Below are 20,743 nucleotides of genomic sequence, written 5' to 3'. Positions count from 1 at the left end.
TTCGCAACCACCGACCTTGACTTCATCATGACCACCCGCCGCACCATGCTTTCCGCGTTGGCCGTTGCCGCCTCGCTGCTCGCCGCACCCGCCTTCGCGAAGGGCTTTCCTTCCAAACCGATCAAGGTCGTGGTCCCGCAGCCGGCCGGCTCGGGGCCGGACACCTTGGCGCGCACACTGGCCGATGTGCTCGCCAAGAGCATCGGGCAGAGCGTCGTGGTGGAGAACCGCCCCGGCGCCAACGGCACGCTGGCTGCGGCCTATGTGCTCTCGCAACCCGCGGACGGCTACACGCTGTTCTTGGCCGGCGTCTCGAACATGTCGTGGAACCCGCACCTGTACAAGTCGCTGGGGCACCAGCCGGCGCGTGACTTCACCGGCGTCGCTGTCATCGCGAACACCCCGTTCGTGACGGTCGTGTCGCCGAGCCTGGGCGTGAAGACGCTGCCCGAGCTCATCAAGATGGCCAAGGCAGAGCCGCAGCGGCTCAGCTTTGCATCCGCCGGCATCGGCAACTCCACCCATCTTGCGAGCGAGCTGCTGAAGTCGCGCACCGGCATCCAGATGCAGCACGTGCCCATCAGCGGCGCAGGTGGCCCCAACGCGCTGACCAGCGTGATGGCGGGCGACACGCCGGTGATGACGACCGTCCCCGTCGGCGTCGTGCCGCTGGTCAAGAGCGGCAAGCTGGTGCCGCTGGCGGTGACCGGCGAGCGGCGACTGCCGCAACTGCCCGACGTGCCCACGTTCAAGGAGCTGGGCATCGACATGGAAGTGCCCGGCTGGTACTCCCTGGTGGCGCGCGCAGGCGCACCCGGCGACGCGGTCGCGCGGCTCAACGCCGAGATCAACAAGGCCCTGGACACGCCCGAGATGAAGGAACGCCTGGCCGGCCAGATGCTGATCGGCGTCAAGTCGACCCCGGCCGATGTCTTGAAGTTCACGCAGCGCGAGTCGGCCGCCTGGGGGCCCATCATCGATCGGCTGGGCATTGCGCAGTGAGTGACACGGCGCAGGTTTCTTTCGAGGCGCTGGACCACGCGCTGCGGCGGTTTCCGGGGCATCGGCTGTTCACCGTGCTGGTGGTCGACCCCGGCCTTGCGGCGTCCCGGCGCCTGTACACGAGCGACCCGGTGGCTTATCCGTGCGGCGGCACCAAGCCACTGCACCATGACAACGACTTCTTTCGTGAGGTGGTGCAGGGCGGTCGGGCGCGCATCTGCTCTGACCGGGAAGCCTGCCGCCGTGCGTTTCCCGACCATGCGCTGATCGACGCGCTGGGGTGCCGGTCTGCCATCAACGTGCCGATCCGGCACGGCGGCCGCACGATCGGTTCCCTGAACCTCCTGCATCAGGAACACTGGTACCAGCCCGACATGGTGCCCGCGTTGATGCGCGTCGCCGAACAAGCCGCATCCTTGCTTCTTCCGCTCAGATACGTTGAGATGCCCGCATGACGATCCCTCGCCGAACCTTCGTGCTGAATGCTGCCGTGTCCCTGTGTGCGGCATCGCTCGCCACCGCGGCGCGTGCAGCCGGACCGGGCTACCCCAGCAAGCCGATCACCATCGTGTTTCCCTATGCGGCCGGCGGTGCGACCGACGCCATGACGCGCCAGATCGCGGACCTCATGGCCAAGGCGCTCGGCCAGCCGGTCATCGTGGACGCGAAGCCGGGCGCCGGTGGATCGATGGCGCTGCAGCAGGTGGTGCGCGCCCACGCCGACGGGCACACGCTGGTGCTCATGGCCAGCGGAACGATGGCGGTCAATCCGTACCTGTACGACCTGAAGTACAAGCCGGTGGAAGACCTGGCGCCGATCACGATCCTGGTCAACATTCCCTTCGTGGTCGTGACAAGGCCGGACTTTCCCGCACGCACCCTCAAGGAATTCATCGCCCATGCCAAGGGGAATCCGGGAAAGATCTCGTTCGCGAATGCAGGCGTGGGCACGCAGGCCCACCTGACGCAGATGATGTTCATGAAGGAGGCCGGCATCTCGGCCAACGTCGTTCCCTACAAGGGCGGCACGGGCGCCATCGCCGACCTGCTCGGCGGGCACATCGACGCCATGATCGACAACGCCGCCGCGCAGGTTGCGAACGTGCAGGCCGGCAAGGTGCGCGCGCTGTTCGTCACGACGCGTGAGCGCAGCGAGTCGCTGCCCGGCGTGCCCACGGCGCAGGAGGCGGGGTTGCCGGGGTTCGTGACTTCGGGGTGGTTCGGGCTGGCCGCGCCCAAGGGCACGCCGCAGGCCGTCATCGACAGGCTCAACGCGGTGATCGTCCAGGGCATGGCGCGGCCCGAGGCGCGCCAGCGCTTGATCGATGCGGGGTGGATGCCGGTTGGCAGTTCGCCCTCTGAGGCAGCGGCGCGGGCCCGGTCAGACCTTGCGCGCTTTGGGCAGATTGCGCTGCAGATCGGGCTGAAAAGGGAGTGAAGGTCTGCTGGCGAGTTGACTTTCGTCACTTTCGGCCGGCGGCGCATGACCCTAACATGCGCGCCATGAGCATTCCTGTGTCGACCCGGGCGTCCGCCATCCTGATCGTGGACGACCACGACCTGGTGCGCCTGGGCGTGCGTGCCTTGCTCCAGGCGCAGGCCTCGCCCGACGGGCCTGCGGTCGAGGTCTTCGAGGCCAGCAGCATGGCGCAGGCACTGGCTGTGTATGAGCGCTCTCAGGCGAGCATCGGGCTGGTGTTGCTCGATCTGGCACTTCCTGACACACGAGGCCTGAGCGGCGTGTCCGTTTTTCTCCAGCGTTATCCGCAGGCCCGCGTGGTCGCGTTGTCGGGCGCCGGCGCCACCGCGCTGGCCCAGAACGCCATTGCGCAAAGTGCATTGGCTCAGGGCGCCAGCGCGTTCTTGCCGAAATCGGCCAACCTCAAGGAGGTCGTGAGCTTCATCCGTGCCTGCGGCCTGCTCGGGAGAGACGTTGTCGATGGCCTGCCAGGTACGTCCAGGTGGGTTGCGCGGGCACCCCGCCGTGCCGCTGGTGGCGCCCTGAGTTCGCTGACAGGAAGCCAGGCGCGTGTGCTGCAGATGATTCTCGAAGGCAAGTCCAACAAGGAGATCGCACTGTTGGCCGAGTTGCGCGAAGGCACGGTGAAGAACTATGTTTCGACGATCCTCTTGCTGTTCGGTGTGCAATCGCGCGCGGAACTGATCAGCAGCCTGCGTTGATTCACCGCAGGAGGTGCAACGCGATCGTCGAAGAAACAAGAACGAAGGGCCAATTCATGAATGACGCTGCCCGATCGATGCATCAGGCCCCGGCGGCCGCCGATCTGGACCATCGGGTGCTCCGCGAACACGTGGCCTCGGTGTATGCCGCGCACACGACGGCCACCTGTGCGCACATCGGCTTCGCCATTGCCATTGGCATCTTCGGCTACTTCAACATCGATTCGACCCACCACCTGCTGGTGATCGGCATGGTCGCCGCCGTCGTGTCGATGAATCTGTATGCCTTGCTTGCGCCGCGGTGGACGCCGGATGTCCCCTTGTCCGAAAGCCACCATTGGGCGCGCCGCTACACGTGGATCGTCACGCTGGTCAGCGTGACCACGGCGCTGCCATGCGCCTTGTTCCTCGTGCTCATCCAGAGCCCGGCAATGACGACCGTTGTGATCGTCGTGATCATGGTCAGTTGGACCCGGGCCATTCAGGCCCGTTGGCCGATCAAGGGGGCCATGTTCGGCTGCGGCATCCCCGTGATGGGCGGGCTGATTCTTGCCTTGATCTGGCACGGTGGCACGCTGCACTGGTTTCTGGCGCTCTTCAGTTTCGCCAATCTGGTACTGACACTGCACGAAGGGGTGAAGCAGAACAAGCGGCTGACAGCCTCCTTGATGTTGCAGTTCGAGAACGAGATGCTCGCCGCACAGTTGCGCGAACGCATCGCCGCCGTGGAGCGAGCCAGCGCGGAAAAGACCCGCTTTCTTGCCGCGGCCAGTCACGACCTGCGCCAGCCGATGCATGCCATTGCACTGTTCGGCGCGGCCATGGAAACCGCACTGCACGACCATCCTGAAAGAACGAATGCCAAACGCCTGATGCGCGCCGTCGACGCGCTCGGCGCGTCGCTGGACACCATGCTCGACGTGTCGCATCTCGATGCAGGCGTCGTCGTGTCTGAACCGCAGGCCCTGGAACTCGATGCGCTGCTTCTTGTCCTCAACCAGACATTCACCCCCTACGCTGAGCAGAAGGGTCTGCAATTGCGCATCCGTGCCAGTGGCATGTGGGTGCGCAGCGACATCCAGCTGCTGTTCCGCCTGCTTTCGAATCTGGTCGACAACGCCTTGAAGTACACCCACGAGGGCGGTGTGAGCGTGGTCGCGCGGCGGCGAGGCGACAAGGTGTGGCTGGAGGTTCGCGACACCGGCGTCGGCATTGCGCCTGAGCAGTTGAGCCGCATCTTCGAGGAGTTCTATCAGGTCGACAACCCGGGCCGCGACCGGGCGCGCGGACTCGGAATCGGGCTGTCGATCGTCCAGCGCCTGTCGCACCTGATGTCTCACCCGATCGAGGTGCACTCGCGACCGGGACGTGGCACGCATTTCCGCGTGGTCCTGCCGCAAGCCGATGCAACGATCACCGCGCCCGCTGAACTGCTGCTCGATGAACTGGAGATTCCCGCGCATCGCAGCCTTGCGCCGCCGAACCTGCACGGGCCCGTGCTGCTGATCGACGACGAAGCGGAGATTCGCCTGGCCATGGCGGCACTGCTGCGCGCGCACGCCGTCGATGTGGTGGCTGTGACGGACGAATCGCATGCGGTCGAAGCATTGACGCACCCGGATGCGAAAAGCCTTCCGTTCTCGATGCTCTTGTGCGACTACCGGCTGGCCGACGGGGGAGATGGACTCGAGGTCGGCCTGCGCTTGCTCGAGCGCTTTCAGCTCGACATTCCCCTTCTGCTGATAACTGGCGAGACGGCCCCGCAGCAACTGCGGCGTGCACAGGCATCGGGGGTGCCGATGCTGTTCAAGCCGGTGAGCGCCGCTGCGCTCCTGCAGGCGATGGCGGAACTGACATCCGTCACGGCGAAGACGCGGATTTTTTCTCCAGCGACTCGGTACTTCAGAGACCCGTCGCCGGTGACCTGATTGTCTGCCGCGTCATTGCCACGGCGCTGCTCGCCTGGTGGGCCGATTCCAGTTTCAGAGACGCCTTGCCAAGACGTTTCTTTTCAAAGTCAGTTGAGAAAAATAGATCGGGAAGGAAAATCCCGAATCGTCACGTGCATCCTCTCGATATTGGAAAGAGAAGACGCCGTCTCTCTTCCGATCTCATGGTTCAAATTAGTCATAACTGCCTCACAGCCAAATATCAATTTCCCATAGCTTTCCGGTTGTGTGACTTTCGGCATGGGGAAATTTCTCCCGCCAGCCATACAAACGTCGACGGCGATCTGACGGGCCACGCTGGGAGGCCCGATCGCCATGGACAACGTTGCCATCTCGGCAGCATTGGCTTCGACAAAATTGAAAGGCAAGGGAATGAAATTCAGAAAATCTGCAGTGGCTGCTGCAACGGCAGTCGCCTTGATGCTTGCGGCATGTGGGGGTGGCGGAGGAGGAGGGGGCGGCGGTGGGTTCCCACCGGGGTCTTTCGGGCTTGGAACGGACGACCCCGGAACACAAGGGCCAGGAACACTAGGCCCTGGAACGCAAGGGCCCGGGACGCAGGGGCCTGGAACGCCGGGCCCAGGAACGCAGGAACCTGGAACCCAGGAACCTGGAACACCTGCACCCGCGCAATATGAGACGCTCCCGTCTGCCTGGGACGGCGACAAGGATTCCTACATCGCATCGGTGCCGGCCGTCGTGCAGCAACTGAACGACCAGGGCGCCAAGGGCAGTGTTCGCATGCGCCCCGTGGGAAGCAATTCGCTGTATGTCAATCCGCAAGCCACCAACGACAAATACAGCTACAAGGAATTCACGCTCACCTTCTCCGGTCGCGATGGCTGGGACGGGGCCAGCAACGCGCTGCTGCAGCGGTTGGAAGACGAGGGCGCCAAGGGCTATGTGCTGCACCACCTGGTGGGGGAGACGCACACCCTGGACGATTCCCTCAACGCCATCCGCAAGGCCAGCTTCATCCTGGTCAAGAACGAAAGTCAGCCCGTCACCTACACCTATCGGAAGTTCAGCTTCGATCTGATGATGCCGGCAGACTTCATCGCCCAGTTGAATGCGTGGGGACGGGAAGGCTATCGCTTCCTGAATACGGAGCTGGGTCTCAGCCCGAGCGTGAATGCGATCGTCGTCAAAAGCTCTGCAGCCGCAGGGGCGACCTACAGTTACGCGTTCGAACCCATCGTCTCCGATCCCAAGCCGCAACTCACCAGCCGCGGTCAAAGCGGATTCCGCTACAGGGGCTATTTCGAGTACTTTGCGAACCGCAACGGACAGCCCGTCCGAGGCGTTTTCAATACCTACGAGCTCGACAGCAGCAAGCCCGCGGCGGTGGCCTATCGCTTCTCGGATGAAATGCCTGGGGGCCCGGTCGATATCAATACGACCGAAGGACTCGCGCGACTCAATGACCAGGCGAGCCAAGGATTTTTCTACGCCGGCCTGAGTGTTCCTACCGGAGCGAGCGGGGGCGCCGCGATGTTCTTCGCGGACTATGCGGTCTATGTTCAGGGCGCATTGCTGGCGGACCTCAATCGCGGAGGCGCCGTTCTTTTCCCCTAGACATCTGGTATGGGGGCGCCTGCCTGGGCAGGCGGCCATCCTGTCTAGAAGTTGCCGCGCAAGGTCACCATGGCGCTGCGCGGTTCGCCGTAGACATTGCCCCAGGCCGGCGCGCCGACGGTCTGGTAGTAGGTCTTGTCGAACAGGTTGTTCACGTTCAGTGCGGCCGACCAGTTGCGGTTGATCTGGTAGGCAACGCGCGCGCTCCAGACTGCGTACGAGGCCTGCTCCAGCTTGATCGCGCCCGTGGTGCGTGAACTCGCGGTCTGGAAGTTCACGCCGCCGCCCAGCGTCCAGGCGTTCAGCGCGCCGGGCAGTCGGTACTCGGTCCACACGCGCACCATGTGCTTGGGTGAATACGTGCTGGCGAAATCGATGCCGGCGTTGGCCGTGTCGTTCAGGTACTTGAAGTGGTTGAACGTGTAGCCCGCGAACACCTGCCACCCGCGCGCCACTTCGCCGCTGATCTCCGCGTCGAGTCCCTCGCTGCGCACCTTGCCGGTGGACACGGAGCAGTAGGTGCTCCTCGTGCAGACATTGACCAGGTCTTCCTGCGCCCGGTTGTTCTGGTCGAGTCGGAACAGCGCCAGCGAAGCGTTGACCTTGCCGTCGAGCAGTTCGCCCTTCAGGCCCGCCTCGTAGTTGCGGCCCTTGACGGGAGGCAGCATGTCGCCGGCGGCGGTCATCGCGTTCTGTGGCTGGAAGATGTCGGCATAGCTCACGTACGCCGACCATTGCGGAGTCAGGGCGTAGATGAGTCCGCCATAGGGCGTCAGAACGCCGTTTTCGCGATAGGGCGCGGTCGCCGGGTCGCCGGTGATGCGGTCGCGATCGCTGGCCCGGTAACGCGTGACGCGGGCGCCGGCGACCAGCGTCAACGGATCGCTGAGGCTCAGGCGTGCGACACCGTAGGCGCCCGATTGGGTGATGCGTGTCTCGGTGTCGCCGCCGCGGTAGCGCCTGGCGACGAAGGTCGCGTCGCTCGGCTCGGCGATCGCCGAGACCGGTGCGAAGACGTTGTTGGCAACGCCCGCCAATTGCATCAGCGAGAAGTCGCTGTGGTTGAACATGCGTCCGGTGTTGGCGCCTAAGCTCACCGAGTGCCTTCTGCCGAAGGCGTCGAACTTGCCGTCGACGGCGAGGTCGAGCGTCTTGTTGTCGGTCTTGAAATCGAACAGGCCGCCGTACATCACGTTGCCCGCCAGGGTCACCGGATTCACGGCCCCCAGCGGGAAGGCGTACTTGATGTCCTGCTGCTCGCGCACGTAGCCGGCGGTGACCTTGAGCGACCAGTCGGCATCGAAGCGGTGCGCGAGTTCGGCGAACGCCGAGGTCTGCGCGCTTTTCCAGCGGTTCCAGTCGGCCGCCAGGTAGGTCGACCGGCGCAGGTGCAGGTCGGCGCCGTTGCTGTAGCTCGGCAAGCCCTGGAAGAACGGGGTGGCGCGCAGTTTTTCGTGGCTGACGCCGAGGGTGAGCACGGTCTGCGGCCCGATGTCGGCGGCGAGCACGCCGTACAGCACGCCAGTGCGGCTCTTCGCGGTGTCGTAGAAGTAGTCGCGGTCGTTGCCGCTCGCGACGACGCGGCCGCGCAGCGTGCCGGCTTCGTTCAGGGGGCCGCTGGCATCGACCTCCGCGCGGTAGTTGTTCCATGAACCCGCGCTGGCCGAGAACTGCAATTGCTTGTCGGCCGTCGGACGCTTGCGCACCATGTTGATCGTGGCGCTGGGCGAGCCGGCCCCTTGCAGCAGGCCCGTGGCGCCGCGCACCACCTCCACGCGATCCAGCGTGGCGGCACTGCTCGTGAAGCTGTTGGCCTGGGGATAGTAGAAGGCGCGGTTCACCCCGTCGTACTGGTAGCTGTCCACGCGAAAGCCCCGGGAGTAGACATAGCGCCCGCCCATCGGGCTGTCGTACATCGTGATGCCCGTGGTCTGGGCCAGCACGTCGTCGATGGTGTGCAGGTTCTGGTCGTCCATCTTTTGGCGCGTGACCACCGTGACCGACTGGGGGATCTCCTTGAGTGTCTGCTCGCCCTTGCCGACGGTGACGATGCGGCTGGCATACGACCCCGAGCCCTCGGTGATCGCACTGCGCTCGGCCTGCGCCGTGACGCGCACTTCACTGAGCAGGTGGCTCTGCGCGTCCGCGGGTGCGGCCGGTGGGGTCGCGCCCGGTGCCGGATGACGCAGCGTGTAGCCGCCGCCCGCGCGTGCGACCGCTTCGAGGCCGGTGCCCGCGAGCAATCGCGAAAAGCCGTCGCCGACCGCGTGGGTGCCGCGCAATCCACCGGTGCGGCGGCCTTCTGTCAGCGAGGGTTCGAAGGACAGCGTGACGCCGGCCTGTGCGGCGAAGCGAGACAGCGCCGGGCCCAGTGCGCCTGCGGGAATGTCGTAGGCCGCGGTGGCGGCTGCCGGCGGGTTCGCCTGTGCGGTCGCGGCGCCTGAAGCGGCGAGCGCGAAGGCCAGGCAGAGGGTTCTCACGCCGTGGGTCACGGCGCTCGGGCGCGCGGGCATGCAAAGGGAAAGTGGCCGCATGGGCGCGGTGCGGGAGGAGGGCAATGCCATGGTTCGGTGGTCCTGTTCTTGCCGTACTCGCAGCACGGCTCCATGGCTTGCCCGACCAGGCTTCAAAAAGGGACAGGGATCAGCGAAAAAATTTTCGATCTCAGGCCGGCACCACCGTCACCCACCACCGCGTGCGCGTGAGCACCTGCACGGGCAGTGTGGTGGCCACCATCGAGAGCACGTAGTCGGTATCGCGCAGCTGGAACGCACCGGAGATGCGCAGGTTCGCCACTTCCGGGCTGCAGTGCAGAAGGCCGGACCGGTAGCGCGACAGCTCGGCGCAGAAGTCGGCCAGGCGCATGTTCTCTGCGTAGAGCACGCCCTGTGTCCACGCCTGGCTCTCGGGCGAGACGGCGGTGGGGGCCGAGGCGCCCTGGGCGTTCAACACGGTCTGCCGGCCGGCCGCAACGATCCCCGCAGGCGACGACGCGCCGCGCAAGGTGATCTCGACCGCGCCCTCGGTGACGGCCAGACGCACATCGGGCGATGCGGTCTCGTGCGCGTCGTCGCCCAGGCGCACGGTGAAGCGCGTGCCGAGCGCGCGCAGCCGGCCTTGCACCGTTTCCACGATGAAGGGGCGCACGTCGGCTGCGGTCGTGACCCGGATGGCGCCCGCGCGCAGCCGTACCGTGCGCTGCGTGCCGTCGATGCGCACGTCGATCGCGCTGCCGGTGTCGAGCAGCACGCGGCTGCCGTCGGCCAGCCGCACCTCGCGCCGTTCACCGGTGGCGGTGGCGTGGTCGGCGGTCCAGCTGTCCCACGGCGCCAGGCGCCAGGCGAGCCAGGCGGCCGGCGCGGCAGTCGCCAGGACGGCCAGCGTGCGCAGTGCGGCCCTTCGGTTGCTGCGTGCCTGGCGCGCCAGCACCGGCACGCCGATGTTCGCCGGCACGGCGCCGAACTGTTGCGACAGGCGCTCGGCACGCTGCCATGCACGTTCGTGCGCCGGGTCCGCACGGCGCCAGGCCGCGCAGGCCGCGTGGTCCGCTTCGCCTGCGCGGCCGGAGTGCAGCCGCACCAGCCATTGCGCGGCCTCGCCCAGCGCGGCGCTGTCGGGTGCGGATGGCCGTGCGCTCATTCCACCAGCGCCAGGCAATGCGCGAAGCCCAGGGCCATGTGGCGCTTGACGGTGCGTTCGCTGATCGCCAGGCGCTGGGCGATCTGTGCGTAGGTCAGGCCTTCGAGCTGCGACAGCACGAAAGCCTCGCGCGCCTTGGGCGGCAGGCCGTCCAGCATCGCGTCGATGGCGTCCAGCGTCTGCAGCAGCTGCAGGCGGTCTTCGGGCGACAGCGCCAGCGCCTCGGGCACCTGCGCGAGCGCATCGATGTACGCGCGCTCCAATGCCTGCCGGCGCCAGTGTTCGCTGACCACGCCCTTGGCCAGCGTCGTCAGGTAGGCGCGCGGCTCCCGCAACGTGGGCAGCACCTGCGGTCGCAGCAGGACGCGAACGAAGGTGTCCTGCGCCAGGTCGGCGGCGCTGTGCGCACAGCCCAGGCGCCGGCGCAGCCACGTGCTGAGCCAGCCGTGATGCTCGGTGTAGAGCGCGTGCACGGTGTGGGTGTCGGCGGAAGGCATGAAGAGGGAAGGCGATGCAATTGAGAATTACTCTCATTTTAAGAGCATCGCGGCCTGGCGCGCTGCGCGAGCGTTCGGCGTTGCTGCGCAATGCAGCCAGCCGCCGTCCCGATACAGATCACGAATCCCGCAATCCGCACGCCCTCACCGCAACCCCGATTGCCGATCCGCCGCCTCCACCAGCTGCATCAACCCCGGCCCGATGGTGTCCAGCAGCTGCGCCTTCTTCCAGCGAAACCCCGGCACCGCGCAGTTGAACAGCAGCCGGCGCGGTCCGTAGCGGATGCGTGCGGCCGCGCCCGCGGCGAGCACGCCGAAGCCTGAATCGCCCAGATTGATGGCGAAGCCGCGCTTGCCGTAGTGCGCCACGCTCTCGCGCACGCCTTCGAGGCAACGCGCGTGCTCGTCGGGCCGCTCGCGCTTCACATGCGCAAGGAACTCCTGGCGTTCGCCCGCGGGCAGCTGCGCGAGCCACGCGCGGCCCATGGCGGTCTCGACGATGCCGCGCACGGCGCCCACGCCGGGGCGTTTGAGGGTGCCGCCCTCGTGGGCACAGGTTTCCAGGTAGACCACGTCGAGGTCGCTGGTCACGCCGACCGACACCGCGCCCTCGACGCGGTCGGCCAGTTGCTGCATGGCTGGGCGCAGCAGGGCCAGCATGGGCGTGTTGATGACGTAGGGGTAGCACAGCGCCACGGCGGCGGGGCCGATGAAGTAGCGGTCCAGGCGTTCGTCGTGGTCCAGGAAACCCATGGTCAGCAGGGTGCGGCACAGGCGCGAGACGGTGGGGCGCGACAGCCCCAGCTTGGCGGCGAACTCGCTGTTGGCGTGCGCGCGCGGGTCGCCCACGAAGGTCTGCAGGATGAGCAGGCCCTTGGCCAGGGTGCCGGCGATGTACGGGTCTTCGTCCCGCACGCGGCGCAGGTCGTCGGAATGCTTCATGGGCTGGCGGCGATTCTGGACAGGGCGGGGCATGGGAGTGAATTGCAGTTTCAATGATTGAAATTCAGTGCCGGCAATTGTGGACCTGCTTCCTACAGTCGCGGCCACCATGATCCGAGACACCCCCCACTTCGAGGCCCTGCGGGCCGACATCCGCGCCTTCGTTCGCGAACGCTGGCATCCGCTGGAAGACCAGGTCAGCCGCGACAACGACATCCCGCCCGACGTGGTCGACGAGCTGCGGCGCAAGGGCTACTTCGGCTGGAGCATTCCCGAGGCCTACGGCGGCCTGGGCCTCACGACCGAGGAGCTGGTGCTGTGCGCCATGGAGCTGTCGCAGTCGTCGGTGGCGCTGCGTGCCCGCGTGGGCACCAACACGGGCATCGGCTCCGAAGCGCTGGTGGCCGACGGCACCGAAGCGCAGAAGCAGCGCTGGCTGCCACGCATGGCCACGGGCGAACTCACCGGCTGCCTGGCGCTGACGGAGCCCGAGGCGGGATCAGAGGCCAGCAACGTGCAGACCACCGCGCGCCGCGAGGGCGAGTACTACGTGCTCAACGGCAGCAAGCGCTTCATCACCAACGCGCCGGTGGCCGATGTGTTCACCGTCATCGCCCGCACCGAAGACGGCTCGAAGGGCAGCAAGGGGGTGTCGGCGTTCCTGGTCGAGCGCGGGCCGGGCCTGACCACAGGCGCGCCCTATCGCATGATGGGCCAGGCCGGCTCCTTCGTGTCGGACGTGCATTTCGACGAATGCCGCGTGCACGCCGACCAGCTCATCGGCGGGCGCGAGGGCATGGGCTTCCAGACGGTGATGAAGGTGCTCAACAAGCAGCGCTTGCACCTGGCGGCGCTGTGCACGGGCCCGGCGATCCGCATGCTGGACTTGGCCATGGCGCACACCAGCAGCCGCAACCAGTTCGGCCAGGCCGTGGCCGACTTCCAGCTGGTGCAGGCCATGATTGCCGACGGCCGCACCGAGATTTACGCGGCGCGTTCGATGATCCTCGAGGCGGCGCGTGCACGCGATCGCGGCGAGGACGTGGCCCTGTCGGCCTCGATGTGCAAGTACTTCGCGTCGGAGATGTGCGGTCGCGTGGCCGACCGCGCGGTGCAGATGTTCGGCGGCTCGGGCTACGTGGCCGACTTCAGCCCCATCGAGCGCTACTACCGCGACGTGCGCCTGTTCCGCCTGTACGAGGGCACGAGCCAGATCCACCAGCTCAACATCGCCAAGCTGGCGCTGCGCGAGGCGGGTGCGCGATGAGCCTGCGCACCGACCTCGCGGCACGGGTGCGCGACTTCGTCGAGCGGCATTGCATCCCGCTCGAATCGAATGCCCATGTGCACGACCCGCGGGCGATGGACGCGGCGCTGTCGCAGCTGCGCCCGGTCGCGCGCGAGCTGGGCCTGTACCTGCCGCAGATGCCGGTGGAGGAGGGCGGGCTGGGCCTGTCGTGGGTCGAGCGCGCGGCGGTGTTCGAGGAGGCCGGCCGCAGCTACCTGGGCCCGGCCGCGCTGAACTGCGCCGCGCCCGACCAGCCCAACATGATCAGCCTGCTGCGCCAGGGCACGCCCGCGCAACGGCAGCGCTACCTGCAGCCCTTGGCCGAGGGCCGCATCCGCTCGTGCTTCGCGATGACCGAGCCGGCGCCCGGCGCGGGTTCCGACCCGTCGATGCTGCGCACCACCGCGCGGCGCGAAGGTGACGGCTGGGTCATCGACGGCCACAAGTGGTTCATCACCGGCGCGGTGGGCGCGGCCTTCTGCATCGTGCTGGCGCAGACGGACGAAGGACCCACGCAGTTCATCGTGAGCATGGACCACCCGGGCCTTTCGCTGGTGCGCGCCATCCGCGCCATCGACCCCTTCGCCGTGGGCGGCCATGGCGAGCTGCGCTTCACTGCCTGCCGCGTGGGCACCGACGCGGTGCTGGGCGAGGTGGGCTCGGGTTTTGTGGCGGCGCAGCAGCGGCTGGAGCCCGCGCGCCTGTCGCACTGCCTGCGGCTCATGGGCCGCGCGCGGCGCGCGCTCGAGATCGCGCAGGCCTACGTGTGCGAGCGCACGTCGTTCGGCGATCGGCTGGCCGACCTGCAGCAGATCCAGGCGATGGTGGCCGACTGCCACATCGACCTGCATGCCAGCCGGCTCATGAGCCTGGACTGCGCGCGCCGCATGGACGAGGGGCTGTCGGTGAAGACCGAGTCGGCGATGACGAAGGTCTTCGTGTCCGAAGCCCTGAGCCGCGTGGCCGACCGCGCGGCGCAGATGTGCGGTGCGCTGGGCATGTCGGAAGACGCGCCCATCGCCCTCATCGTGCGCGAGCTGCGGCCGTTTCGCATCTACGACGGCGCCTCCGAGCTGCACCGCGCCACGCTCGGGCGCCGCTTTCTCACGCACTGACACGCTGAACACACAGAGAAACTGGAGACTGACGATGACGTCCTTGACCAAGAAACTTTCGCACCTGGCTGCCGGCCTTGCATTCGGCCTGGCCGGCTCGCTGGCGATGGCTGCCTTCCCCGACCGCCCCGTGAAGCTGGTCGTGCCTTTCCCCGCCGGCGGCAGCACCGACCTGGTGGCGCGCGAGGTGGCGCTGGAACTGGGCCACGTGCTGGGCCAGCCGGTCATCGTGGAGAACAAGCCCGGCGCCGGCAGCCTCATCGGCTCCGAGCTCGTGGCCAAGTCCGCGCCCGACGGCTACACGCTGCTCATGGCGGGCCTGACCAACATCTTCCTGCCCTACGTGCACAAGGGACTCACCTGGAATCCGGTGGACGACTTCGTGCCCGTGGGCCTGGTGGCCGACCTGCCCAACGTGATCGCGGTCAACGCGAAGACGCCGTACCAGAAGCTGCCCGAGCTCATCGCCGCCGACAAGGCCAAGCCGGGGCAACTCGCCTTCGGCTCCGCGGGCCCGAGCACGCCGTCGCACCTGGTGTGCGAAATGATCAACCACCAGGCCGGCATCAAGATGCAGCACGTGCCCTACAAGGGGAATGCGCCGGCGGTGAACGACCTGATCGCGGGCCACATCCCGGTGATGTGCAACAACCTCGGCGGCACGCTGCCCTACATGAGCAGCGGGCAGATCCGCATCCTGGCGCAGACCGGCCGCACGCGCTCGCCCTCGGCACCCGATGTGCCCACCTTCGCCGAACTGGGCCTGCAGGGCTTCGACAGCGGCCTGTGGGTGGGCATCGTCGCGCCCAAGGGCACGCCCGATGCCGTCATGCGTCCGCTGCGGGCGGCATTGGCCAAGGCCTTGCCCGCGGTGAAGGACAAGCTGGCCAAGCTGGGCGCGGCCGCGCTCGACCCGTCGTTGCCCGCCTACGGCCAACGCATCGCCGCCGACCGCAAGCTGTGGGATCCCGTGCTCAAGCGCGTCGACCTGAAGGGCAACTGATGGGCCAGCCTGCCGACCACGCGCCCCTGCACGGGGTGCGCATCCTCGACATGGCGACCGTGCTCGCCGCGCCGTTCTCGGCCACGCTGTGCGGCGACATGGGCGCCGACGTCGTCAAGCTCGAACTGCCGGGCGGCGGTGATCCGCTGCGCGGGCTCACGCCGGTGCACGAGGGCCATCCGCTGTTCTGGAAGACCGCGAACCGCGGCAAGAAGGGCATCTCGCTGGACGTGCGCAAGCCCGAGGGCCGCGCGCTGTTCCTGCGGCTCATCGCCGGCTTCGACGTGCTGGTGGAAAACTTCCGCACCGGCACACTGGATGCGTGGGGCCTGGACATCGCCACGCTGCACGCGGCCAACCCGCGCCTCATCGTGCTGCGCCTCACGGGCTTCGGCCAGACCGGCCCGTATGCGCGCCGACCGGGCTTTGCCCGCATCTTCGAAGCGATGAGCGGCTTCACGCACCTGACCGGGGAGCCCGACGGCCCGCCGCAGCACATGAACTATCCGCTGGGCGACGTGGTGGCGGGCCTCTTCGGCGCCTTTGCCATCAGCACCGCATTGGCAGAGCGCAACGCGCTGCCGCTCGCGCAGCAACGGGGCGCCGAGATCGACCTGTCGGCCACCGAGGCGATGTCGCGCCTGCTCGATCCGCTGGCGGCCGAGCACCGCATCGGCGGCGTGGTGCGCGAGCGCACCGGCTCGCGCGCCACCTACACCGCGCCGTCCAACGTGTTCCGCGCGCTCGACGGCGTGTGGTTCACGCTGGTGGGCACGGGCGGGCCGATCTTCGCGCGCATCTGCCGCGCCATCGGCCGCGAAGACTTGCTCACCGACGCCCGCTTTGCTGACAACGCCGCGCGCCTGCGCCACCTCGAGGCGCTGGACCGCATCCTGGCCGACTGGTGCGCCAGCCTGCCGTTCGCGGACCTGGCCGTGCGGCTGGACCGCGAAGACGTGCCCTACAGCAAGGTGTATTCGATCGCCGACCTGCGGGCCGACCCGCACATGCAGGCACGCGGCGCCTTCATCGACGTGCCCGACGAGCAGTTCGGCACCGTGCCGGCACCGGCGGCCGTGCCGCGCTTCGTGGGGCGCGAAGGCGTGCGGCCGGCCGCCACGGGGCCGCGCACGGGGCAGCACAACGCCGAGGTGTATGGAGGGCTGGGCCTGGACGAGGCACAGCTCGTGGCGCTGCGCGACGCGCAGGTGATCTGAAGCGCGCCTGCGCTTTCGCCTGCCCTGCGGGGTAGGCGTTTTGTCATGCCTGTCCCCGTGTCGTCGCGGGACACCTGACTCCCCCAGAAAAGGGCGCTCCGCTCATGTGCGAAAGCGGTGCGATTCCTACAGTCATCCCCATGCCGAACGCTTCTTCCCACGCCGGGAAGGCCAGCGGTTTCGGCCGGCCACGATCACCGGGGACACCGCATGGAACCGCTCGAAGTTCTGCCGAGAACCGCCCTGAGCCTGCTGCGCGAAGACGCCGGCATGTCGTTCATGGAGTTCGCGCTGATCGGTGCGCTGGTGATGGTCGTCGTCCTTCTGCTGGTGCTCGCCCTGCGGCGCAGTGCCTGAACACGGGGAGCCCGCCATGCAGGAATTCAACGCTGTTCTCGAACTGCTCGCGATGCTGGCGACCGACATCCGCATGCTGGCGCTCTTCGCGCTGCTCGGCGTGGCGGCTGTGAGCGACTGGCGCTTCTATCGCATTCCCAACTGGCTGACCTTCGGCGGCGCGTGCTTCGCCCTCATCTACGGAACGATGGCGGCACGCACGCCGTCGTCGGGCGCGCTGAGTGCATTCGGTGGCCTGGGCGTGGGCTTCGTCGTGATGCTGCCGTTCTATGCGCTCGGGATCATGGGCGCGGGCGACGTCAAGCTGATGGCCATGACCGGGGCCTTCCTGGGGCCCCAGCAGACGCTGATGGCCTTGCTCTTCACTTTCATCGCGGGCGGCGTCTCGGCGCTGGCTTTCGCGATCCATCGCCGCCGCCTCGCTCACATGCTCGGCAACGTCAAGACCGCGGCGCAGGGGATGCTCATTTCCGGCATCGCAGGCGTGCGGCCCGACGGGCGCCTGCAGGCAGGCCAGTCCGTGGGCAAGTTGCCCTACGGCGTCTGCATCGCGGCGGGCACGGTGGTCCAAGTGCTGGCGCACCAGCTGGGCTATGTCTAGCTCCTACATGTTTCACCCCTGGCGGAGGTTCGTATGAAGAACATCAAGGCGATCGGGCTGATCTTTCTGGCCCTGCTGTTCGGGCTGGCGGCCGCGGTCTACGCGACCGGCTGGATCTCCCGACAAAGCGGCATCGCGTCCAACAAGGTCGTGGTGGCCGCCGTCGACATCGACCTGGGCAGCCGCGTCAATGCGCAGATGCTGTCCACGGTCGACTGGCCCAGCGGCTCGGTGCCCAACGGCTCCTTCAGCGACATCAAGGCGCTAAACGACCGCGTGGTGAAGGTCGGCGTGCTGCGCGGCGAAGCGCTCATGGAGGGCAAGCTGGCGCCGGTGGGCACGCAGGGCGGGCTGTCGGCGGTGATCGCCAGCGGCAAGCGGGCCATGACGGTGCGCGTCAACGACGTGGTCGGCGTGGCGGGCTTCGCGCTGCCGGGCAACTACGTCGACGTGATGGTCAACGCCCAGCAGGACAAAGGGCGCGGCGAAGACGCGCTGCAGATCAGCAAGACCGTGCTCGAGAAAGTGCTGGTGCTGGCGGTGGCCCAGGAGGCCAACCGCGACGACACCAAGCCGAAGGTCGTGAGCGCGGTGACGCTCGAGCTCTCGCTCGAAGACTCCGAGAAGCTCGACCTGGCACGCAGCGTGGGCACCCTGTCGCTCGTGCTGCGCAACCAGATGGACAAGACCACGGTCGCCACCCTGGGCATCACCAAGGGGCAGCTGTTCGGCGAGAAGAAGGACATCGTGCCGGTCTCCACCGCGGCAGCCCCGGCCCGCCCGCGGGTGCGGCAGGCAGGCCCCGCCACGCCGCGAGCCTCCGAGTGCGTGGAAGTGATCCAGCACGCAGGCCGCTCGCTCACCTGTTTCTGATCGTCGTCAGGAGGAACACCAAGTGCGCCCACTCACAACAACCATCGCCCGTCTGCTGGCGACCCTCGCGACAGTGGCGACCCCCGCCATGGCCGCAGAGGTCGTGGCAGCCGCCCCTACCACAGCCGCCGCCATGCCTGCGCCTGCTGCAGCTGCTGCAACGGTTGCGGCAGCACCCGCGGCCCCGGCCAGCCGGCGCTGCACCGCCATCATTCCGGACTCCGACCCGACCTATGCCGTGCTCGGCAAGTCGGTGGTCATTCCGTTGAAGGCGCGCGTGGTGCGCATCGTGGTCAGCGGCCAGCCCCAGAACCAGGCGGCCGCGCCGGTGGCAGCTCCGCAGGGTGCGGCAGCCATGGCGGCGCCCCCCCAGCCCCGCAGCGATGGCGTCGGTGACATCGAGGTCACGCTGCTGAGCCCGACCGACCTGTTCTTCCGCGGCCGCCAGGCCGGCTCGATGAACGTGGTGCTGCAAAGCGCCGACGGCACCTGCTACATCAAGGACGTGATCGTCACCATCGATCCCGGGGCGCTGCAGGCCAAGCTGGCCGAGCTGATGCCGGAAGAGCGCCGCATCCGCGTGCGCAGCGCCGAGCGCTCCATCGTGCTCACCGGCGAGATCAGCGACGCGCTGAAGCTGGACGATGTGATGAACCTGGCCGCGGCCTACGGCGCCGACGGCAAGAAGGTGGTGAACCTGCTGCGCGTGGGGACGCCCCAGCAGGTGATGCTCGAGGTGAAGATCGCCGAGGTGAGCAAGACGCTGCTCGACCGGCTGGGTTCGCGCGTGGGCTACTCGCGCACGAGCGGCGGCGGCCTGCACAACTACTCGCTGATCTCCAATTTCCTGAGCACGGGCGGCGGCCTGGTCGAGGCGCTGCGCATCGGCCGCGGCGTGGTGACCATCGACGGCCAGAAGGACGACGGTCTGGTGCGCATCCTGGCCGAGCCCAACATCATGGCCATCAGCGGCCAGCAGGCCAGCTTCCTGTCGGGCGGCAAGATCTTCATTCCGGTGGCGCAAACCGGTGGCAACGGCACCGGGAGCACCATCACGCTGGAAGAAAAGGAGTTCGGCATTGGCGTCAAGTTCATGCCGACGGTGCTCAACGGCGACCGCATCAATCTCAAGATGGTGTCGGAGGTGTCGGACCTGTCGCAGACCGGCTCGCCCTTCACCACGGTCGGGGGCGTGACGTCCGTCGTGCCTTCGCTCACGGTGCGGCGCGCCGACACCACGGTGCAGCTCAACGACGGCCAAAGCTTCGTCATCGCCGGGCTCATCAAGAGCAACGCGACGGAGGCGATCAAGCGCTATCCGGGCCTGGGCGAAGTGCCGGTGATGGGGGCGCTGTTCCGCAGCACCGAGTTCCAGAACGAGCAGACCGAGCTGATGTTCGTCATCACGCCGCGCCTGGTGCGCCCGCTGGCCCAGTCGCCGCGCGTGCCGACCGACAACCACGTGCTTCCCAGCCGCGCCGAGGTCTACCTCAACGGCGCCCTCGAAAGCAGCACCCCGGCCCCGGCCGCCCCGGCCAGCGAAACCCCGTGAGGAGCCCCGCCATGTTCATCCGATCGACACCCCTCTTGCTCGCATGCCTCCTGGCTGCAGGCTGCTCGAGCGTCACGCCCCACTACGACGCGCGCTTCGGCGAAGCCGTGCGCGATGCCAGAAAGAAGATGACGCTGAACCCGAACGCCGGCAAGAGCGGCGACCCGGTCACAGGCATGGACGGCCGCGCGTCGCGCGAGGCGATGGTGCAGTACCAGGAGTCCTACAAGACGCCGCCGCCGGCGGTCAACGTCATCAACATCGGCGGGCAGATCGGTGGCCAGGGCGGCGGCTCGGGGAAATGAAAGACCGCGATCTTGCGGACCCGTTTTGCAACAGCTTCCTCATGGAAAGGAGAACGCCACGACACGCATGACATTCGACTCCCTTGTTTTTTCAACCTGATTTTCTGTAGTCCACACCTTGAAAGGAAATAGCCATGAACAAGTTTTTCCAGACCATCGGTCAATCCGCGAGCGGCTTGCTGCGCGACGAAGAAGGCGCTCAGGTCGTCGAGTACGCACTGATCATCGCGGTCGTTTCGATCGCACTGGTTGTCGCGTTGAAGGGACTCACGTCCAACGGTGGCAGCTTCGGGACCTTCATCAGTCGGGTCGCACTTTGCCTGACCTCGACGAACGGCGGCTGCGTCTGAAGTGTGTTGGGAGGGCGGAAGAAGGCGGGCTTTTCCTCGAGGCACGCTTTCTTCCGCAATTCCCGATGCCTTGCGCGACTTCCCAGCACAACGAAACGAGGTCATCACCATGTTCAAGTCATTGCTGACAGACGAGGACGGCGCCCAGGTGGTCGAGTACGCCTTGATCATTGCCGTCATTTCCATCGCGCTGGTGATCGCGCTGCAACCGGGGACGCTCACGGCGAGCATCGACGCCGTGCTCACCCGCGTGGCCGATTGCTTCGCCGGAAACAATTGCGTGTGACGCGCCCGGTG

General features: G+C 67.3%; 22 protein-coding genes. 17 read left to right on the top strand and 5 right to left on the bottom strand.

Annotated elements, in window-relative coordinates; translation table 11 throughout:
- The first annotated feature begins 27 nt into the window (after nucleotides 1–27).
- The 5 genes from AC1RAD_RS12485 (at nucleotide 28) to AC1RAD_RS12465 (ending at nucleotide 5,111) form a co-directional block, all read left to right on the top strand.
- Complete coding sequence (locus AC1RAD_RS12485) at nucleotides 28–1,002, top strand: Bug family tripartite tricarboxylate transporter substrate binding protein (RefSeq protein WP_492735062.1); 975 nt, start codon at nucleotides 28–30, stop codon at nucleotides 1,000–1,002.
- Complete coding sequence (locus AC1RAD_RS12480; protein WP_492735060.1) at nucleotides 999–1,457, top strand: GAF domain-containing protein; 459 nt, start codon at nucleotides 999–1,001, stop codon at nucleotides 1,455–1,457. Before AC1RAD_RS12485 ends, AC1RAD_RS12480 begins: the two co-directional genes overlap by 4 nt.
- Nucleotides 1,454–2,440, top strand: a complete 987-nt coding sequence (locus tag AC1RAD_RS12475) for a Bug family tripartite tricarboxylate transporter substrate binding protein (protein WP_492735058.1) — start codon at nucleotides 1,454–1,456, stop codon at nucleotides 2,438–2,440. The genes AC1RAD_RS12480 and AC1RAD_RS12475 overlap by 4 nt, the downstream gene beginning before the upstream one ends.
- Nucleotides 2,441–2,505: 65 nt before the next feature.
- Complete coding sequence (locus AC1RAD_RS12470; RefSeq protein ID WP_260684864.1) at nucleotides 2,506–3,183, top strand: response regulator transcription factor; 678 nt, start codon at nucleotides 2,506–2,508, stop codon at nucleotides 3,181–3,183.
- Between the two features lie 56 nt (nucleotides 3,184–3,239).
- Nucleotides 3,240–5,111 carry an ATP-binding response regulator gene (locus tag AC1RAD_RS12465; RefSeq protein WP_492735056.1) on the top strand — a complete coding sequence of 624 codons (1,872 nt, stop codon included), beginning with the start codon at nucleotides 3,240–3,242 and terminating at the stop codon, nucleotides 5,109–5,111.
- An 89-nt stretch (nucleotides 5,112–5,200) separates the two neighbouring features.
- On the opposite strand, the gene AC1RAD_RS12460 is transcribed toward AC1RAD_RS12465, so the two are convergent.
- On the bottom strand, nucleotides 5,201–5,500 hold the full coding sequence (locus AC1RAD_RS12460; protein ID WP_492735054.1) for a hypothetical protein: 300 nt from the start codon (nucleotides 5,498–5,500) through the stop codon (nucleotides 5,201–5,203).
- Between the two features lie 319 nt (nucleotides 5,501–5,819).
- On the opposite strand from AC1RAD_RS12460, the gene AC1RAD_RS12455 reads away from it, so the two are divergent.
- Nucleotides 5,820–6,707, top strand: coding sequence for a hypothetical protein (locus AC1RAD_RS12455; RefSeq protein ID WP_492735053.1), 888 nt, complete (start codon nucleotides 5,820–5,822; stop codon nucleotides 6,705–6,707).
- 44 nt (nucleotides 6,708–6,751) lie between these two features.
- Here AC1RAD_RS12455 and AC1RAD_RS12450 read toward each other — a convergent pair whose 3' ends face one another.
- From AC1RAD_RS12450 to AC1RAD_RS12435, 4 genes are all read right to left on the bottom strand, one after another.
- Nucleotides 6,752–9,271, bottom strand: a complete 2,520-nt coding sequence (locus AC1RAD_RS12450; RefSeq protein WP_492735051.1) for a TonB-dependent siderophore receptor — start codon at nucleotides 9,269–9,271, stop codon at nucleotides 6,752–6,754.
- A gap of 100 nt (nucleotides 9,272–9,371) precedes the next feature.
- Nucleotides 9,372–10,346: a FecR domain-containing protein gene (locus AC1RAD_RS12445; RefSeq protein WP_492735049.1), complete on the bottom strand. Its 975-nt coding sequence runs from the start codon at nucleotides 10,344–10,346 to the stop codon at nucleotides 9,372–9,374.
- Nucleotides 10,343–10,843 (bottom strand): sigma-70 family RNA polymerase sigma factor, encoded by a 501-nt coding sequence (locus AC1RAD_RS12440; protein ID WP_307693269.1) that lies wholly within the window; start codon nucleotides 10,841–10,843, stop codon nucleotides 10,343–10,345. The genes AC1RAD_RS12445 and AC1RAD_RS12440 overlap by 4 nt, the downstream gene beginning before the upstream one ends.
- A gap of 144 nt (nucleotides 10,844–10,987) precedes the next feature.
- Nucleotides 10,988–11,785, bottom strand: a complete 798-nt coding sequence (locus tag AC1RAD_RS12435; RefSeq protein WP_492696761.1) for an IclR family transcriptional regulator — start codon at nucleotides 11,783–11,785, stop codon at nucleotides 10,988–10,990.
- Nucleotides 11,786–11,894: 109 nt separating this feature from the next.
- Here AC1RAD_RS12435 and AC1RAD_RS12430 point away from each other — a divergent pair, with 109 nt between their 5' ends.
- From AC1RAD_RS12430 to AC1RAD_RS12380, 11 genes are all read left to right on the top strand, one after another.
- Nucleotides 11,895–13,052: an acyl-CoA dehydrogenase family protein gene (locus AC1RAD_RS12430; RefSeq protein WP_492735047.1), complete on the top strand. Its 1,158-nt coding sequence runs from the start codon at nucleotides 11,895–11,897 to the stop codon at nucleotides 13,050–13,052.
- A complete protein-coding gene (locus AC1RAD_RS12425) occupies nucleotides 13,049–14,188 on the top strand; it encodes an acyl-CoA dehydrogenase family protein (protein ID WP_492735045.1) in 1,140 nt (379 codons plus the stop codon). The genes AC1RAD_RS12430 and AC1RAD_RS12425 overlap by 4 nt, the downstream gene beginning before the upstream one ends.
- A gap of 34 nt (nucleotides 14,189–14,222) precedes the next feature.
- Nucleotides 14,223–15,191: a Bug family tripartite tricarboxylate transporter substrate binding protein gene (locus AC1RAD_RS12420; RefSeq protein ID WP_492735043.1), complete on the top strand. Its 969-nt coding sequence runs from the start codon at nucleotides 14,223–14,225 to the stop codon at nucleotides 15,189–15,191.
- Nucleotides 15,191–16,408, top strand: a complete 1,218-nt coding sequence (locus AC1RAD_RS12415) for a CaiB/BaiF CoA transferase family protein (RefSeq protein WP_447745324.1) — start codon at nucleotides 15,191–15,193, stop codon at nucleotides 16,406–16,408. The genes AC1RAD_RS12420 and AC1RAD_RS12415 overlap by 1 nt, the downstream gene beginning before the upstream one ends.
- 210 nt (nucleotides 16,409–16,618) lie before the next feature.
- Nucleotides 16,619–16,765, top strand: a complete 147-nt coding sequence (locus AC1RAD_RS12410) for a hypothetical protein (RefSeq protein ID WP_174254357.1) — start codon at nucleotides 16,619–16,621, stop codon at nucleotides 16,763–16,765.
- Between the two features lie 16 nt (nucleotides 16,766–16,781).
- Complete coding sequence (locus AC1RAD_RS12405) at nucleotides 16,782–17,366, top strand: A24 family peptidase (RefSeq protein WP_492735041.1); 585 nt, start codon at nucleotides 16,782–16,784, stop codon at nucleotides 17,364–17,366.
- A gap of 33 nt (nucleotides 17,367–17,399) precedes the next feature.
- On the top strand, nucleotides 17,400–18,239 hold the full coding sequence (gene cpaB, locus AC1RAD_RS12400; protein WP_492735040.1) for a Flp pilus assembly protein CpaB: 840 nt from the start codon (nucleotides 17,400–17,402) through the stop codon (nucleotides 18,237–18,239).
- An 88-nt stretch (nucleotides 18,240–18,327) separates the two neighbouring features.
- On the top strand, nucleotides 18,328–19,791 hold the full coding sequence (locus tag AC1RAD_RS12395) for a type II and III secretion system protein family protein (protein WP_370869523.1): 1,464 nt from the start codon (nucleotides 18,328–18,330) through the stop codon (nucleotides 19,789–19,791).
- Between the two features lie 11 nt (nucleotides 19,792–19,802).
- The gene (locus AC1RAD_RS12390) at nucleotides 19,803–20,096 is read left to right on the top strand and encodes a hypothetical protein (protein WP_159271402.1); all 294 of its coding nucleotides are present in this window, start codon (nucleotides 19,803–19,805) and stop codon (nucleotides 20,094–20,096) included.
- A 134-nt stretch (nucleotides 20,097–20,230) separates the two neighbouring features.
- A complete protein-coding gene (locus AC1RAD_RS12385; protein WP_159271403.1) occupies nucleotides 20,231–20,446 on the top strand; it encodes a Flp family type IVb pilin in 216 nt (71 codons plus the stop codon).
- A 109-nt stretch (nucleotides 20,447–20,555) separates the two neighbouring features.
- Nucleotides 20,556–20,732, top strand: a complete 177-nt coding sequence (locus AC1RAD_RS12380) for a Flp family type IVb pilin (RefSeq protein ID WP_159271404.1) — start codon at nucleotides 20,556–20,558, stop codon at nucleotides 20,730–20,732.
- Nucleotides 20,733–20,743 lie beyond the last annotated feature (11 nt).

The organism is Variovorax sp. GW823-FHT04B03, from assembly GCF_058796495.1.
This window is presented reverse-complemented; position numbering and strand designations above follow the sequence as displayed.

Bases quoted from the DNA above. Each gene is read 5' to 3' on its own strand.
- AC1RAD_RS12390 (WP_159271402.1), top strand. From the start codon at position 19,803: ATGTTCATCCGATCGACACCCCTCTTGCTCGCATGCCTCCTGGCTGCA.
- AC1RAD_RS12410 (WP_174254357.1), top strand. From the start codon at position 16,619: ATGGAACCGCTCGAAGTTCTGCCGAGAACCGCCCTGAGCCTGCTGCGC.
- AC1RAD_RS12445 (WP_492735049.1), bottom strand. From the start codon at position 10,346: ATGAGCGCACGGCCATCCGCACCCGACAGCGCCGCGCTGGGCGAGGCC.
- cpaB (WP_492735040.1), top strand. From the start codon at position 17,400: ATGAAGAACATCAAGGCGATCGGGCTGATCTTTCTGGCCCTGCTGTTC.
- AC1RAD_RS12385 (WP_159271403.1), top strand. From the start codon at position 20,231: ATGAACAAGTTTTTCCAGACCATCGGTCAATCCGCGAGCGGCTTGCTG.
- AC1RAD_RS12425 (WP_492735045.1), top strand. From the start codon at position 13,049: ATGAGCCTGCGCACCGACCTCGCGGCACGGGTGCGCGACTTCGTCGAG.
- AC1RAD_RS12395 (WP_370869523.1), top strand. From the start codon at position 18,328: ATGGCCGCAGAGGTCGTGGCAGCCGCCCCTACCACAGCCGCCGCCATG.
- AC1RAD_RS12470 (WP_260684864.1), top strand. From the start codon at position 2,506: ATGAGCATTCCTGTGTCGACCCGGGCGTCCGCCATCCTGATCGTGGAC.
- AC1RAD_RS12420 (WP_492735043.1), top strand. From the start codon at position 14,223: ATGACGTCCTTGACCAAGAAACTTTCGCACCTGGCTGCCGGCCTTGCA.
- AC1RAD_RS12475 (WP_492735058.1), top strand. From the start codon at position 1,454: ATGACGATCCCTCGCCGAACCTTCGTGCTGAATGCTGCCGTGTCCCTG.
- AC1RAD_RS12430 (WP_492735047.1), top strand. From the start codon at position 11,895: ATGATCCGAGACACCCCCCACTTCGAGGCCCTGCGGGCCGACATCCGC.
- AC1RAD_RS12415 (WP_447745324.1), top strand. From the start codon at position 15,191: ATGGGCCAGCCTGCCGACCACGCGCCCCTGCACGGGGTGCGCATCCTC.
- AC1RAD_RS12485 (WP_492735062.1), top strand. From the start codon at position 28: ATGACCACCCGCCGCACCATGCTTTCCGCGTTGGCCGTTGCCGCCTCG.
- AC1RAD_RS12440 (WP_307693269.1), bottom strand. From the start codon at position 10,843: ATGCCTTCCGCCGACACCCACACCGTGCACGCGCTCTACACCGAGCAT.
- AC1RAD_RS12465 (WP_492735056.1), top strand. From the start codon at position 3,240: ATGAATGACGCTGCCCGATCGATGCATCAGGCCCCGGCGGCCGCCGAT.
- AC1RAD_RS12435 (WP_492696761.1), bottom strand. From the start codon at position 11,785: ATGAAGCATTCCGACGACCTGCGCCGCGTGCGGGACGAAGACCCGTAC.
- AC1RAD_RS12450 (WP_492735051.1), bottom strand. From the start codon at position 9,271: ATGGCATTGCCCTCCTCCCGCACCGCGCCCATGCGGCCACTTTCCCTT.
- AC1RAD_RS12380 (WP_159271404.1), top strand. From the start codon at position 20,556: ATGTTCAAGTCATTGCTGACAGACGAGGACGGCGCCCAGGTGGTCGAG.
- AC1RAD_RS12405 (WP_492735041.1), top strand. From the start codon at position 16,782: ATGCAGGAATTCAACGCTGTTCTCGAACTGCTCGCGATGCTGGCGACC.